The organism is Acinetobacter sp. F16, assembly GCF_052712855.1.
This window is the reverse complement of the sequence record NZ_JBRATK010000018.1, coordinates 1-15,443: the sequence shown is the minus strand read 5'-3', so window position 1 is coordinate 15,443 and position 15,443 is coordinate 1. Positions and strand designations below refer to the sequence as shown.

The 15,443-nt window shown below is 39.7% G+C and carries 14 protein-coding genes; 7 read left to right on the top strand and 7 right to left on the bottom strand.

Annotated features, from left to right (window positions below; translation table 11 throughout):
* Window positions 1-60: 60 nt before the first annotated feature.
* A complete protein-coding gene (locus ACU0NF_RS10645; protein WP_445661106.1) occupies window positions 61-426 on the top strand; it encodes a hypothetical protein in 366 nt (121 codons plus the stop codon).
* A 359-nt stretch (window positions 427-785) separates the two neighbouring features.
* On the opposite strand, the gene ACU0NF_RS10640 is transcribed toward ACU0NF_RS10645, so the two are convergent.
* On the bottom strand, window positions 786-2,720 hold the full coding sequence (locus tag ACU0NF_RS10640; protein ID WP_445661105.1) for an ATP-binding cassette domain-containing protein: 1,935 nt from the start codon (window positions 2,718-2,720) through the stop codon (window positions 786-788).
* 236 nt (window positions 2,721-2,956) lie between these two features.
* Here ACU0NF_RS10640 and ACU0NF_RS10635 point away from each other — a divergent pair, with 236 nt between their 5' ends.
* The 4 genes from ACU0NF_RS10635 to erpA all read left to right on the top strand — a co-directional run bounded on the left by ACU0NF_RS10635 (window position 2,957) and on the right by erpA (window position 6,908).
* On the top strand, window positions 2,957-3,964 hold the full coding sequence (locus ACU0NF_RS10635; RefSeq protein ID WP_445661104.1) for a putative solute-binding protein: 1,008 nt from the start codon (window positions 2,957-2,959) through the stop codon (window positions 3,962-3,964).
* Window positions 3,965-4,197: 233 nt separating this feature from the next.
* Window positions 4,198-5,208, top strand: coding sequence for a putative solute-binding protein (locus ACU0NF_RS10630; protein ID WP_445661103.1), 1,011 nt, complete (start codon window positions 4,198-4,200; stop codon window positions 5,206-5,208).
* Window positions 5,209-5,444: 236 nt separating this feature from the next.
* Window positions 5,445-6,455 carry a putative solute-binding protein gene (locus tag ACU0NF_RS10625; protein WP_165494420.1) on the top strand — a complete coding sequence of 337 codons (1,011 nt, stop codon included), beginning with the start codon at window positions 5,445-5,447 and terminating at the stop codon, window positions 6,453-6,455.
* A 117-nt stretch (window positions 6,456-6,572) separates the two neighbouring features.
* Window positions 6,573-6,908 (top strand): iron-sulfur cluster insertion protein ErpA, encoded by a 336-nt coding sequence (gene erpA / locus ACU0NF_RS10620; RefSeq protein ID WP_131382726.1) that lies wholly within the window; start codon window positions 6,573-6,575, stop codon window positions 6,906-6,908.
* 84 nt (window positions 6,909-6,992) lie between these two features.
* Here erpA and ACU0NF_RS10615 read toward each other — a convergent pair whose 3' ends face one another.
* From ACU0NF_RS10615 to ACU0NF_RS10595, 5 genes are all read right to left on the bottom strand, one after another.
* Window positions 6,993-7,370 carry a hypothetical protein gene (locus ACU0NF_RS10615; RefSeq protein WP_131320093.1) on the bottom strand — a complete coding sequence of 126 codons (378 nt, stop codon included), beginning with the start codon at window positions 7,368-7,370 and terminating at the stop codon, window positions 6,993-6,995.
* 120 nt (window positions 7,371-7,490) lie between these two features.
* Window positions 7,491-8,402: a matrixin family metalloprotease gene (locus tag ACU0NF_RS10610; protein WP_445661102.1), complete on the bottom strand. Its 912-nt coding sequence runs from the start codon at window positions 8,400-8,402 to the stop codon at window positions 7,491-7,493.
* A gap of 132 nt (window positions 8,403-8,534) precedes the next feature.
* Window positions 8,535-10,478: a molecular chaperone DnaK gene (gene dnaK / locus ACU0NF_RS10605; protein ID WP_445661101.1), complete on the bottom strand. Its 1,944-nt coding sequence runs from the start codon at window positions 10,476-10,478 to the stop codon at window positions 8,535-8,537.
* Between the two features lie 122 nt (window positions 10,479-10,600).
* Window positions 10,601-11,149, bottom strand: a complete 549-nt coding sequence (grpE, locus tag ACU0NF_RS10600) for a nucleotide exchange factor GrpE (protein WP_131269304.1) — start codon at window positions 11,147-11,149, stop codon at window positions 10,601-10,603.
* Window positions 11,150-11,914: 765 nt separating this feature from the next.
* On the bottom strand, window positions 11,915-12,439 hold the full coding sequence (locus tag ACU0NF_RS10595) for a hypothetical protein (protein ID WP_445661100.1): 525 nt from the start codon (window positions 12,437-12,439) through the stop codon (window positions 11,915-11,917).
* Between the two features lie 202 nt (window positions 12,440-12,641).
* Here ACU0NF_RS10595 and ACU0NF_RS10590 point away from each other — a divergent pair, with 202 nt between their 5' ends.
* Window positions 12,642-13,712 (top strand): alpha/beta hydrolase, encoded by a 1,071-nt coding sequence (locus ACU0NF_RS10590; RefSeq protein WP_131382722.1) that lies wholly within the window; start codon window positions 12,642-12,644, stop codon window positions 13,710-13,712.
* A 54-nt stretch (window positions 13,713-13,766) separates the two neighbouring features.
* Here ACU0NF_RS10590 and ACU0NF_RS10585 read toward each other — a convergent pair whose 3' ends face one another.
* The gene (locus ACU0NF_RS10585) at window positions 13,767-14,435 is read right to left on the bottom strand and encodes a hypothetical protein (RefSeq protein ID WP_445661099.1); all 669 of its coding nucleotides are present in this window, start codon (window positions 14,433-14,435) and stop codon (window positions 13,767-13,769) included.
* A gap of 102 nt (window positions 14,436-14,537) precedes the next feature.
* Here ACU0NF_RS10585 and ACU0NF_RS10580 point away from each other — a divergent pair, with 102 nt between their 5' ends.
* A complete protein-coding gene (locus tag ACU0NF_RS10580) occupies window positions 14,538-15,107 on the top strand; it encodes a peptidylprolyl isomerase (protein ID WP_445661098.1) in 570 nt (189 codons plus the stop codon).
* Window positions 15,108-15,443: the final 336 nt, after the last annotated feature.

The window sequence follows — 15,443 nt, the reverse complement described above, 5'->3', positions numbered from 1 at the left end:
CTCTGTCATGATGAATCCTGCACACAGGACAGCATCATGCAATATTACGAGGTTAGCAGCATGGATAATCAACTGGAACAGATCCGGGATATTTGGAGCAATGCATTTTTTACCGGTAATTTTGAGGTGCTGGCTCAGTATGAACATGAAAAATTTAAGGTGGTTTATGAGCAGGAAGGTCGGGTTGAAGGCAATTTTACCCGCTATGAGCGCATCGCACACGCGGTTAAAAATGGCGTATGGAAACCGCAAAAGCCCAACATTGAATTTGAAGAGTTTGAGTTTGATCGAGATTTGAAGCGTTGTAAGGTTTTAATTGGTTTAGAAGATCAGAGAAAAATTCAGGAATTATGGGTCAATGAGGGCGCTTGGAAAATTATCGAACTCAGGTTTTTAAAACGCAAAAAGTCAAAGCAGGATGAATAAAAAGTCTTATTTTCTGTGAAAATACGGATGTGGATAAGTTTGGTTTTTGTTGAATAAGAATGTGAAAATTAATTTATCCACAGTCTTAATAAATATTTTATTTAAATTCAAAGTTTACTGTAGATGTATTGTGGATAAATTTTTTAAATTTAAAAGTCGGTTTTGAATTTAAAATTGATAGCTGGTGATTTTTAAAATAGGTGGTAATTTTTAAATTTAAATACAATGACATCTGGTTGAGTAATATTGCGATAAAAGTGTTGTGTAGAAAAATTAAAAAATCGCAGTACAAGTTTGAAATTGTACTGCGATCATAAAATAAGCATCACTTTAGTTTTGCTTAAGAGTGGTAAATTGACTTATTCGAAAGCACCTACCAGCTCTTCCAACTCCATCATGAGCTCCAACATTTTTTCTTCAGCTTCAGCTAATTTCGCTTTTAACTCGGTTTGTTCGTTCATCAGCTTCAACAAATCATCTTTACGATTGGCTTCATATAATGCGCTATCGCCAAGTAAGGTCTCGATTTCACTCAAACGCGGCTGCACTTTGGCAATCTGCGCTTCAATTTTTTCAATATTCTTGCGAACAGGGCGGCTGAGTTCACGACGACGTGCAGCTTCTTTACGTTGCGCCTCTTTATCCAGTTTCGAAATCGTGGGTTTAACTTCCACTTGAGATTTCACAGGTGCAGCAGGTTGTTGACCTGACTTCATCATCTCGATCCGGGCTTGGCGTAACCAGTCTGCATAGGCAGTCAAATCACCGTCAAACTCACGGCTTTGACCGCCATGCACCAGAATCAACTCATCACACACACTGGCAATCAGTTGACGTTCATGCGATACCAGAACCACAGCACCCTCAAAATCTTGCAATGCCATGGTTAATGCATGACGCATATCCAAGTCTAAATGGTTGGTTGGTTCATCCAGAATCAATACATTTGGACGTTGCCATACAATCAGTGCCAGCGCTAAACGGGCACGTTCACCTCCCGAGAAACTTTCACTTGGGGTATCCATACGTTCGCCACTAAAACCGAAACTCCCGAGGAAAGAACGCAAGCTTGCTTCACTGATTTTTTTATCGGCAATACGAGATAATTGCAGCATTGGACTGGCATTACCATCCAAAGCATCCATTTGATGCTGAGCAAAGTAACCGATATTTAAAAGTTCAGAATCTTTACGGGTACCTTGAAGCAGTTGCAAATCACCGACCAGTGATTTAATCAGCGTGGATTTACCAGCACCATTCATCCCCAGTAAGCCAATACGACTGGTAGGGGTGATTTGCAAACTGACATTGGTCACAATCAGTTTGTCACCATAACCAATATCCGCATGCTCCAGTTCAAGCAGTGGCGAACTCATTTTGGTCGGTTCACGGAATGAGAAGGTAAACGGTGTATCAACATGCGCAGCAGACAATTCTTGCATACGTTCAAGTTGTTTAATCCGGCTTTGCGCTTGTTTGGCTTTGGTGGCTTGCGCTTTAAAACGGTCGATATATTTCTGCAAATGCGCGCGTGTTTCTAATTGCTTTTCATAGGCTTGCTGTTGCTGAGCCAAACGTTCACTACGGGTACGTTCAAAGGTTGAATAGTTGCCTGTGTAAAGAATCAGTTCTTGATTTTCAATATGTAAAATATGATCGGTAATTGCATCCAGGAAATCACGGTCATGTGAAATCAGAATCAATGTGCCTTCATAGGCTTTTAACCAGTCTTCTAACCATAAAATGGCGTCTAAATCTAAATGGTTGGTCGGTTCATCGAGTAATAACAGGTCTGAACGGCTCATCAAGGTACGCGCAAGGTTCAGACGCATACGCCAACCACCAGAGAAACTTGAAACATCCAGTTGTGACTGATGTTCAAAGAAACCCAAACCTGCCATCAATTGCGATGCTTTAGACGGTGCAGAATAGCCATTAATTTCGTCAAAACGACCGTATAAATGTGCAAGTTCATCATCGCTTAAGCTTTCTGGGTTATCTAATTTATTTTGAATTTCCCAAAATTCTTCATCGCCAGACAAAACGAAATCAATCGCTTTCATATCTAAAGCTTTGATTTCCTGTGCCATATGGGCAACGGTCCAAACCGCAGGGCGAGTTAAAGAACCCCCATCCGATTCCATCCCACCGAGCAGTGCAGAAAATAGTGTGGATTTTCCTGCACCATTTACACCAGTTAAACCAATTTTCCAGCCTGGATGGAGTTGCATGGATGCTTTTTGAAATAAAACACGTCCACTGCGACGTATAGAAAGTTGATCTAACTGAATCATTAAAATATCTAAATGAGAAGAATGGTGCGCATATTCTAAAGGAAGTGACCGAGAAAAGAAAAAGACTAGAAGGTTATTATGTGGATAAATAGCAGTTTTAACTAAATAAATAAAAGTGTGACAATTTGTGCAAAAAAAGCCTTTTATCAGAAATAGAATGAATTCTCTATTTTTACCGTTAAAACAACACTATAGTTATTTTATAAGGAAATATATAAAAAAAATTAGGCATGAGCATGAAAAAAAGGATTTTGATTTTATCCACAGGACTATTATTCAGTTTTTCAAGTGTGGCACAGGCAAAACAGAATATATGTGTTTTTGACTTGCTGGGAAAAGCGGGTGAATCTTATAAATTGATCGAAGAATGGTCCTTGGCCAGTAAGCAATGGGGTGGGGAGGTCAATCTGATCTCTTATCAAGATGAAGCCAAAGTTGAACAGGATTTTAAATCGGGTCAATGTGACGCTTTTTATATGACCTCAATGCGTGCACGTGCCTACAATAAATTTGCTGGCTCGATTGATGCGATTGGTGGTATACCGAGTAATGATATAGCACAAAAAGCTATTAGCTATGTACTTGATAAACGTAATGAAAAACGTCTGATCAATACCATGGGTAAAGAAACCTTTGAAGTAGCCGGTATTGGGCAAATTGGCTCGGCTTATATTTTTGTCCGTGACCGTTCGATTAATTCTATAGCCCGTGCAGAAGGTAAAAAGTTCGCTGTATTACATTATGATTATGCTCAAAAAATTATGGTTACGCGTGTTGGCGCTGTTCCGGTAATGTCCGAGATCTCAAATTTCATCAAAAAATTTAATCAAGCTGAAGTTGAAATTGTAGCTGCACCTGCTTATGCCTTTAAACCTCTTGAAATTTATAAAGGTTTAGGTACGCAAGGAGCGATGATTAATTTTCCCGTGGTCAATGTCACCGCCGATTTGATTATACGTAAAAATAAATTTCCTGAAGGGTTCGGCATGCAATCGCGGAGTTGGTTCGTAAAACAATTACCGAAAAGTTTTGCCATGGTCAAACGTATGGAAGCGGAAATTCCGGCAAAATACCGCATGAATTTAAGCAAAGAAGACCACGTAAAATATCAAAAAATTCTGCGTGAAGGACGCATTGATTTAACCAAACAGGGAATTTATGAACCAGCCATGATGACCGTATTGAAAAAAGCCCGTTGTACTGTAGAGCGAACCAATTTTGAGTGTTCTTTGAGTGGTGAATAACGACTGTGTTGTGTAGTAATTTGTAAAATATTTAAACTTTTTGAAGCTATAACTAAAAGCATTTTTAGCTAACTTTATGATTTTATTGTTAACTTAAAAAAATATAAATCAACTGACATATAAGTCGGAAATAAATGGAGTAAATGCTCTATTTTTTTTAAATAAACTTGCATAATATTTATGCCATGAATGGACACTCATCAAACAACAAGATTCTGAAAAGGACCATGACAATGAAAAAAACGATTCTGGCATTAGCCGCATTTTCTGCTATTGGTTGTGCGGCAACAGCACATGCAGCAAAGGTGGATGTTTGTGTGTTTGATTTACTGGGTAAATCTGGTGAGTCTTATCAAATGGCACAGGAATGGGCGCTGGCTGCCAAAGGATGGGGCGCTGATATTAATTTAATTCCACGTCAAGACGAAGCTGTCGCTGATAATGATTTTAAAGCAGGCAAATGCGATGGCGTCTTTATGACGGCGATGCGTGCACGTCAATACAATAAATTTGTCGGTTCTATTGATGCTTTAGGTGGTGCACCCAGCAATGCCATTGCCCAACGTGCAATTACATTCGCGCTCGATAAACGTAATGCACCGAAAATGGTGAGTAATTTAGGTGGAAAAAAATATGAAGTTGCCGGTATTGCGCCTTTAGGTTCAGCTTTTATTTTTGTACGTGACAAGAGCATTAATTCGATTGAAAAAGCTGCAGGCAAAAAATTTGCAGTATTGGGTTATGACGATGCGCAAAAAATTATGGTGCAACGTGTAGGGGCACAGGCAGTAATTTCGGATGTATCGAACTTTGTGGCGAAATTTAATAATGGTCAGGTGGATATGGTGGGTGCGCCGGCTTATGCCTACAAACCTTTGGAAATCTATAAAGGTTTAGGTACAAATGGTGCAATGTTCAATTTCCCTGTACTGCAAGTGACCTCAGATTTTGTGATTCGTCCTGATCAGTTCCCAGCGGGATTTGGACAAAAATCGCGTGACTGGTTCGTGAAACACTTGCCAAAAAGTTTTGCGATGATTAATCGTCTTGAAGCCAGTATTCCAGCTAAGTTTAAAATGAACCTGTCTGCAGAAGATAAAACCAAATATCAAAAAATGTTACGCGATGGCCGTATGGATATGACCAAACGGGGAGTTTATGATGCCAGCATGATGTCGGTATTGAAAAAAGCACGCTGTTCTGTCGATAAGGCGAATTTTGAATGTTCACTTGGTGGTGAATAACTTTGATTTTAAAGAAAAAAGCCTAGATTAACTCTAGGCTTTTTTGTCGAGTGGAATATGTCATTTTTGCCATTGTTGTGAGTCAAAAAAGGCGTAATCTTAAAAAAATAATGATATAAAATTTTTATCATAAAAATGAAAACAGGCATAGCAAGCGTGTTGTTCGTAATGAATAAAAACTCAAAAAGATTCAGTCGAAGACTGAATAAAAACAAAGACACAAGGAAAAAGTCATGATGCAATGGTCTAAAACGCTGCTACTGGGTGCAAGTCTGTGTGCTGTAACCGGAATTAGCCAAGCAAAACAAGTGATGTGCGTATTCGATTTGGTCGGTAAAAGTGGTGATGTGTTTACCTTGATGAAAGATTATCAACTGGCAGCCAAAAATTGGGGTGCAGATATTGAATTACGTGTCGGCCAAAATGAAGCGGTCATTGCTGAAGATTTTAAAGCAGGTAAATGTGATGCGATTAGTGTTACAGGTATGCGTGGGCGTCAGTTTAACGATTTTACTGGCTCTTTAGATGCCATTGGTGCGATTCCTGATTTAAAACTTGCGGTTAAAGTGATGCAAGGCTTAGCTAGCCCGACTTTTGCCAAACATATGGTACGTGGCAAATATGAAGTGGTGGGTGTTATTCCAGTCGGTGATGCATTTTTAATGGTCAATGACCGTAGCATTAACACGGTCGCTAAAGCTGCAGGTAAAAAAATTGCGGTTTTAGACTATGATGAAGCACAAAAAATTATGGTTCAGCAAATTGGTGCACAAGCGGTCAGTGCAGATGTCACCAATTTTGGGGCCAAATTTAATAATGGTCAGGTGGATATTATTGGGGCACCTGCTGCTGTATTTAAACCGCTAGAATTACATAAGGGGTTAGGTACCAAAGGCGCGATTGTAAATTATCCAATTCTACAAGTGACCGGTAATATTATTATCCGTCCAGATAAATTCCCAGCAGGTTATGGACAAAAATCACGTGAATGGGTAAGAGGTCAGTTACCGCGTGCATTTGGTATTTTAGGCAAAATGAAAGCGGATATTCCACAAAAATACTGGATGCAAATTCCTGCAGCAGATAAGCCAGGCTATCAAAAACTAATGCGCGAATCGCGTGTCGATTTAACCAAGCGCGGTGTTTATGATAAACGGATGATGAAATTGTTATGGCAATTCCGTTGTAAGGAAGATCCAAAGAACTTTGAATGTAGTCTTCAAGATGAGAACTACAAACAATCTTGAGAAAAATACTCAGGTTTGACTTTAAATCTTCAAATACTGACCATATATTGGGTATGCTATACTCGAAATATGGTCTTTATCTTTTAAAGACAACTGAATTGAACAGAGGAATCCAACATGAATGCCCAAGCTCTGGTGCTGACCGACAATGCTGCGAATAAAGTACGCCAATTGCGTGATAGTGAAGGCAATCAAGAATTAATGTTACGCGTCTATGTTACAGGCGGCGGTTGTTCTGGTTTCTCTTACGGCTTTAACTTCGCTGAAAGCATGAATGAAGATGATGCTGAATTTGTGAATGGTGACGTGAAAATGCTGGTTGATTCTTTAAGTTATCAATATCTTGTCGGTTCAGAAGTCGATTATGTTGAAGGTTTAGAAGGGTCACGTTTTGTGGTTCAAAACCCAAATGCAACCACAACCTGTGGCTGTGGTTCTTCTTTCTCAATTTAATAAAAAAATTAAAAAGCCCTCCTTGTCTGGAGGGTTTTTTTATGAAAAGTAGAATTTATTATTCTGTGAGCACATCATTAAAAATTATGCTTCTAATTTAGCGGCTTCTAAAATATCAAAAATAACAGTCGTCACGTCTTGGCTTAAATCACGATTGTTAAAAATTTCATGCGCTGTAATAGTTACATCTGTATCGCTTGGCAGTAAGCGTTGTTCTTCTTCAATCAAATGCTGAATAGGTAGTAAAGTCTGTTTGATTTCTAAATGCAGAATATCCTTGAACTCAATATTTTCATCTTCCAGTTCAATCAGCTGTTCGTTTAAAAATGGCAATAAAATAGAATGCAGATAAGGCTGAATCTCAATAATATCAAAGATTTCAATCTCACGTGTTTGCTCAATTGTACTAATGTGATCATTCATTTCAATCAGAATATGGTAGTAACTCACACGCGTCTCCAGAGATTTTATATTGTCATTTCTTCCCATCACAATAACATGAAATGAGCCGGATTTCTGTTCTATTGCCCTGCATAGACGTATAAAAAGTAAGGGATTTTTGCATTGTATCTCGGTCGTGGCTTAACGTGCCTGCAACAAGGCTAAATCTGCTGCCGATAACCTGAAATTTTGCATCTGCTGATCTTTCAGAAGTGGGTACATCAGCGCTTGAGGATCGTGATTGTGTTCTAAGCCCAGGGCATGCCCTAACTCATGTGCAATGGTTAGACGCAGATCATCCATCGTATCAAATTGATAAATTTCAATGCGCTTTCCATTGTACATACCTTTATGAAACTCGCGTGCCGGGAAGCGTTGATTGAGATGATTCACATTGATATTGTAGGAATCAATATTCTGGTTGTGCTGCTCGACCTGTTGATTGTATTGGTTATTTTGATCTTTAAGCTCAGCAATGTCATGGTCTAATTGTTGTGCCTGGGCTTTCAATTGCTGATATTGCTGTTCAATACGTTGTCGATTTGGACCATTTTCATTTTCAATACGCATCCAACTCATGCGTTGCTGATTGAGTTGTTCAGCATCCCTGGATAATTGATCTCGCTGGGCTTGCAGTTGTTGATGGCGCTGTTCTAGGTAGCTATAGCGAGGGTCTAAATTCTCTGAAACCCGTTGATTCACATTTTGCGCCGTTTGCAAAAGTTGCTGGCTTGTTTTATACGCTTTATGGTCAGCTTGGCGCTGGTCATAGATCAAATTAATCGTCAATTTTGCATTGGGATCATAAACCAGAAGCGGTTTTTCTGAGCCTTGCTGCCAAATGCCGATGGCATCTTTGCAGAGCTGAATCAGTTCTGCTTGGCTCATGCCAAATCGTGGGTCGACATCACCTAAGCGAAATCGCACACTTGAATCAAAAGGATGAAGTATTTTATCTGTGACCGTGCGGTGGTCTCGCTTGTTATCGTGTTGCGATGGAAAGAATAACCAAATGAACAATAACGCTCCGATGGCAAAGAAGAGAGCACGCATAACAGTTTTAAATCATTGTTTTTAAATTAATGTAGCTGAAATTTTAATCTCATCCTATCTTTTTAAACATAAAAAAAACCGCGCTTTCGCGCGGTCTTTTTTAACTCTGTCGAGTCAGATTAAAGCGACAAATTATTTTTTGTCATCTTTAACTTCAGTGAACTCAGCATCTACAACGCCGTCGTCCGCTTTTTGAGATTGACCTGCATCACCTTGGAAAGCGTTCGGGTCAAAACCTTCAGCACCACCTTGAGCGCCTTGCGCAGCTTCATAAGCACGTTGGCTAATCGGCATGATGATGTTTTGCAGCGCTTCAGTTTTCGCTTTGATTTCTTCTACATCATTTTCTTTGGTTGAAGCTTCAAGCTCAGAAACCGCAGTTTCGATTGCAGTTTTTTCATCTGCAGTCACTTGTTCGCCAAGATCTTTCACCGCTTTTTGAGCAGAAGAAACTAAAGCATCAGCTTCGTTACGAGCTTTCGCCAATTCTTCAAATTTGCGGTCTTCTTCAGCATTCGCTTCAGCATCTTTAATCATCGCTTCAATTTCAGCATCTGATAAGCCAGAGTTTGCTTTAATTTGAATTGATTGTTCTTTACCAGTGCTCTTGTCTTTCGCAGACACTTTCAAGATACCGTCAGCGTTGATGTCGAAAGATACTTCAATTTGTGGCACACCACGTGGAGCAGGTGGAATGTCGCCTAATTGGAAGTTACCGAGCAATTTGTTTTGCTGCGCCATTTTACGTTCACCCTGGAACACAGAAATGTCTACAGCAGGCTGGTTGTCGGCAGCTGTTGAGAACACTTGAGATTTCTTCGCAGGAATCGTGGTGTTTTTCTCGATGATTGCAGTTAACACGCCGCCCATAGTCTCAATACCCAGAGTCAATGGAGTTACGTCTAGAAGCAATACGTCAGTTTTGTCACCAGACAATACCGCACCTTGAATCGCAGCACCCATTGCTACAGCTTCGTCAGGGTTCACGTCTTTACGTGGCTCTTTACCGAAGAAGTCTTGTACTTTTTGTTGTACAAGTGGCATACGAGACTGACCACCCACAAGAATTACGTCAGAGATGTCGCTTGTTGAAAGACCCGCATCTTTAAGCGCAATTTTACAAGGCTCAATGGTACGAGCAACCAAGTCTGCAACCAAGCCTTCAAGTTTCGAACGAGTTACGTTGATCACCAAGTGTTTAGGACCAGTCGCATCAGCTGTGATGTATGGAAGGTTGATTTCAGTTGCATTCGAAGAAGAAAGCTCGATTTTTGCTTTTTCAGCAGCTTCTTTCAAACGTTGTAATGCAAGTGGATCTTGTTTCAAATTCACGCTTTGTTCTTTCTTGAATTCTTCAACAAGGAATTCAATTAATGCGTTATCGAAGTCTTCACCACCTAGGAAGGTATCACCGTTAGTCGACAATACTTCGATTTGCTGGTCGCCATCTAGGTCAGCGATTTCAATGATTGATACGTCGAAAGTACCACCACCCAAGTCGTAAACCGCGATTTTACGGTCGCCTTCTTTTTTGTCCATACCGAACGCAAGCGCTGCAGCAGTTGGTTCGTTGATGATACGTTTAACATCAAGACCGGCAATTCGACCTGCATCTTTAGTTGCTTGACGTTGTGCATCATTGAAGTAAGCAGGAACAGTAATCACCGCTTCAGTAACAGTTTCGCCCAAATAATCTTCTGCAGTTTTTTTCATCTTTTTCAAGATTTCAGCAGAAACCTGTTGTGGTGCCAATTTTTTATCATTTACATCAACCCAAGCATCGCCATTGTCTGCCTGAATGATTTTGTAAGGGACAAGACCGATATCTTTTTGAACTGCTTGGTCTTTGTACTTGCGACCGATCAAACGTTTGATCGCGAATAGCGTATTTTTAGGATTGGTTACCGCTTGACGTTTAGCAGATTGACCCACCAAAATTTCGCCATCTTTGTATGCAATAATCGATGGAGTTGTACGAGCGCCTTCAGCGTTGTCGATAACTTTAACTTTGTCGCCTTCAAGTACTGCTACGCAAGAGTTTGTAGTACCTAAATCAATACCAATGATTTTAGCCATTTGGATGTTTCCTCAAAATTATTTTTTGCAATGCTTTTGCTTGTTATCCGATATGAGAGCCATTCAAAATTTTTCAAGTTTATTTGATTAAAAAAAGTGAAAAACTCCCGAATTTCTTTACCTTATTGACCGACCAAGACCATTGCTGGACGAAGTAAACGGTTCGACAAGGTATAGCCTTTTTGCAATACAGTACCAATTTCCCCTGCTTTAGCATCAGGTGCGATACCGACTGCCTGATGCAAGTCTGCATTGAAACCGTTACTCATGTTCACTTCGACTACACCGAATTTTTCCAGTGTGGTGAGCAGTGATTTCAAAGTAAGTTGCACACCTTCAAGTAATGGAGATTCAATATCACCCGCAGCTTGAATGGCGCGTTCTAAATTATCGACGGTGTCGAGTAATTCTTTGGCGAATTTTTCAATCACTGTTTCTTTATGCTTTTCAGCATCACGTTGAATGCGTTCCACGCTTTTTTGCGCTTCATATACCGCATTGGCTGTACGCGCTTTTTCAAGTTTTAAACTTTCTTGCAGATTAGTGATCTGGGCTTGTAAATCTTCAACTGAAACTTCAGCTTGCTCCGTTTCAGCTTGAGTTTGTGCTGTTTGTTGATCAGCTTGCTCTTGCCCTAGATCTTGAGCTTGTTCGTTTTGCTCAGCCGCCATAGATTTACTCCGTTTAAATGGGTTCTTAAACATGTACAGTCCTTTTGGCTTCAGTGTTAACTGGGTTAATTCTGAACTGCCATGAGTGATAAAATTCATGATTAATACAAAGGTCGGGGCAGGCGATAAAAATTCAAGCGAGACAATCAATTAAATCTGTCTAATTTGATTAAAATTATTAAAAAAATCTGGTTTTTCCAGCGTTGAGCTTAAAAATGTTGGATTCTTCGTGGTCAAGATTGAGCGAAGGGACAAAACAACACAGCAGCTTATATAAAAGCTTGAGCATCTGTGAATGAAAGAATCAGTTTTGTTACTCAACTTCAGTTTGTATGGACTGTTTGTATGAAGGATAAAAGCAAGTAACGATAGAGATGAAAAGGAATCAGAAAATATAAACAAGATGAGTGTGATGAGAGGGTATATCAGTCTTAGACTTAAAAACGATCAATATTCAATAAATTATATATTTCACAAAAACCTGCAGGCTGGTTATTATTTCATCCAGATTCTATCGCTGTAGTTTCTTCTTGGTATTTTTGAAATCTGTTTTCTAGGCTTACCCAACCTCTGGGTAAGCTTTTTTTTTTGCCTAAAATAAACTAAGCCCCCATGAACCACGGATCTCCTTTATCTGTTTAGCCCATTCTAGCCTTAGTGTTGAATAGTGATTCAATCCTTGCAGCATGAAGTTTTGATGAGCATGAATTTTATAACATCAAAAAATACCCTTTACTGGAAGGGTATTTAGCTAATAACAGGATTTTAATTATCGCGACGATCTCGAACTCGCTTATCAGTATCGCGGCGTTGATTATCCCAACGTCTTTCTTGAGATTTAGCTCGCTGTTGGGTTTTTTGACGATTTTGCTCAGTCAGTTTTTTACGCTGTTGTGCTGAGCGTTGGCGTTCAAGTTCCCGTTTTTTTCGATCCAAATTGGATTGGTTACTTCGATTTTTTTCGGCAGCTCGCTTTCGCTGTTCTAACTGATGCTGTTGTTCACGTTTTTTACGCTCCCAATCCGACTGCTTCTGACGGTTTTGTTCCCATTGGCGACGTTCTAATTCACGTTTTTTACGTTCCAATTCCAAGCGGTTTTGACGCTGCTGATATTCCCAGCGTTGACGATCCCGCTCTCGGTCATAACGGTTGTCATAGTCCCGATCATAACGAGGGTCATAGCGGTTGTCATAACCACCATTGTAATAACCGCCATCTTCTGGAAATGCCACACAACCTACCGTTAAAAATGTGGTCACTAAAGAGAGTATAATCAGTTTCTTAGTCATGGCTTGCATCCTTCTTCTTTTAAGGAGTAGCAAAACACTCCGAAATATACATGGAAATTGTCAATGACAAGGTATAAAAAGAAGATTAGCGTATGAATGTTTTTACTGTGTATACAGATGATTAGAGTTGTATAAGATTATGGTCACTTATCGGCTGATCATGTAGAAAATGTGAAGAATATAATAAAAGGAAGGGATACTTATGGTTGCTTTTAATCGAACGCTACAGACAATGATAGAAAAAGGGCAAGGCACGGCAGCACGTACCTTGGATCGGTTACCGGCTTTTGCGCAAAAGTCTTTAGTTAAAATTTTAAGATATCCGCATGAGTATCCTGAACTTGATCCTTTAATCCAATGCATGATGGCTACCCAGTTAAGACAGGGCAATAGTGGTTTCATTGGTGCAGATGTTGTCCGTGCGCGTAAAAACTTTGATCTGCAAATGCAGTCGATTAAGACTAAACCGACAGCGGTAAAGCGAGTTGAAGATTTACGACTACCTTTACATAGCGGCACCATCTTCGCGCGACATTATCATCCTGCACCCAGTAAAAAACTTCCGATGGTGGTGTTTTATCATGGCGGTGGTTTTGTGGTGGGAAGCCTCGACTCTCATGATGAGGTTTGCCGTTTACTTGCCGTACATGCAAAGGTTCAGGTGATGAGCATCGACTATCCTTTAGCACCAGAAACCAGCCCGATAAAACTGATCCAAAGCTGTGAAGATGCACTGGCATGGGTATATCAAAACAGAAAACAGCTTAAAATCTTAAAAAACAGAATTTCGGTGGCCGGGGATAGTGCAGGCGGCAATATTAGTACGGTGGTTGCCCAGCGTAGTGTCAACAAGGTTCATGCACCGCAAGCGCAATTGCTGCTCTATCCTGCGTTAGATTTTAAAAGCCGTCACCCATCATTTCATGCCTATAAAGAAGGTTTGGTGCTCACTGGTACGGATGTAGATTTTGTAACGCAATATTATGCAGAAACGCATCAAGTTGAATTGGATGACCCGATTATTTCCCCGACCTATGGCCAGCATGACAAATCACCGCCTGCATTTGTGATTACCGCAGGTCATGATGTGTTGCATGATGAAGGTGAAATTTATGCTTATAAGTTACGTCATCGGGGCGTGAAAGTGCATTATCAGGAATACACTGATCAAGCCCATGGCTTTGTCAATCTAACGCCCATTTCTTCTCGGGCTAAAAAGTACGTGATTGAAATCAGTAAAAACTACAGAAAGTTTTGGGATAAACACGCTTAAGCTTTTTTATCAATTCGCCTGTCTATATACAAGGTGTTTCACGTGAAACACTTTTTATTTTTTCTCAATTTTGGCTGGGGGTAGCGTCAGTCTAAATTCGGGAACATAAAAACTCTGTAAATATTTGGCTTGAGAAAAATCTGGAAAAATATCCAGGGTATTTTTCCACGAGGCCTGTTTAAGTTTAGCGAGCTTGCCACGAAACTGGGGACTGAATTGATAATGTAAACCTTGCCATATCTGATGAATGTTGAGCAGTCGTGCGGGCACATGATGGCTGTTAATATAAAAGTCTTGGCTGCGTTTATACTTCTGTAGGCACAAACTCATTTCTTGTTGAGCAAATGAAATGTTGCAATACACCACATCATCTTTGATTAACCATTTAAATTGAGCCAATTGTTTCGGAATTCCCCAAAAATGTTGACCATGAACCACAGAGGTTTCAGTAGATACATAAATTTTAGGAATTGAAGACAAACGTCTTTTAATCATTAAAGGATGATCTAAAATCAGAAGCTCATCATAAGGGCCCACTGGGGATTCCTCATAACGAACCAATATGACCTGGATCACCCGACCGATTGGAGAGGGAGCAAGGTAGAAAGCTTGATTGGATTTAATAAAGTTTGGGGTTAACCAGTAATTCAAAATAAAAGCATCACCATGTAAATGCCAAGGTGGGTGGTGATGAAAAGTGGTCGTGGTTAATTCTTCACTCATTGTCATTCTCGTTTTATCTCAAAAAGAGATGCTGTTATATTTATAGTGAACGATTAATATATAGACATTCACAATTACAACTTGAAGTAGAAGAGTAAAGAAATGTTAAAACAAACCATATTCGCTGTCGGGGCTGCCTTGATCAGTTTGCAAACGATCGCTGCAAACTCGATTGTAGAAATGAAAACATCCATGGGGAATATTGAAATAGAGCTCTTTAATGATAAAGCACCTATTTCAGCGAAAAATTTTGAAGGCTATATAAAGGATAACTTTTATAACGGCACTATTTTTCATCGCGTGATTCCGGGCTTCATGATTCAAGGAGGAGGAATGGATGCCAATATGGTCGAGAAGCAGACTAAAGCACCCATTCAAAATGAATCGTATAACGGTTTGAAAAACACCCGTGGCACTTTAGCAATGGCACGTACCAATACGCCGAACTCTGCATCCAGCCAATTCTTTATTAATACGGTCGATAACGACTTTTTAAATAAAAGCCAGAGGAATGCCGGTTATGCCGTGTTTGGTAAAGTCATTAAAGGCATGGATGTGGTGGATAAAATCACTAAAGTACCGACAGCGAATCTAGGTATGCATCAAAATGTACCGCAGCAAGCTGTAAAAATCGTCAGTGTGACGGTTAAAGCAGCAGCTGAGAAAAAGTAATCCACATTAAAACAGAAATTTTAAAATTAATATTTCTGCTTTAAAACAACAGTTTAAAAATTTTTTGTATAAAATTGACCCAATTTGGTGCATAAAAATAATACACTCGTTATTTTTGTCAGTTAAAAGCACTTGCGTGTGTGCGAAATTGCCCTATAATGAGCACATACCAACGAGATATGTTGAAACGAACGAAACGCGAAGCGTTGAGTTGTTGAGATTATCTTGTTGTTACTTGTCTCTGACGAAGAGCAAGAAGATCATTAAGAGATTATGAAGAACAACTTGTGTGGATTTTTACTGGTTGATCGATCGAAATTATTTTCATTGATTGAT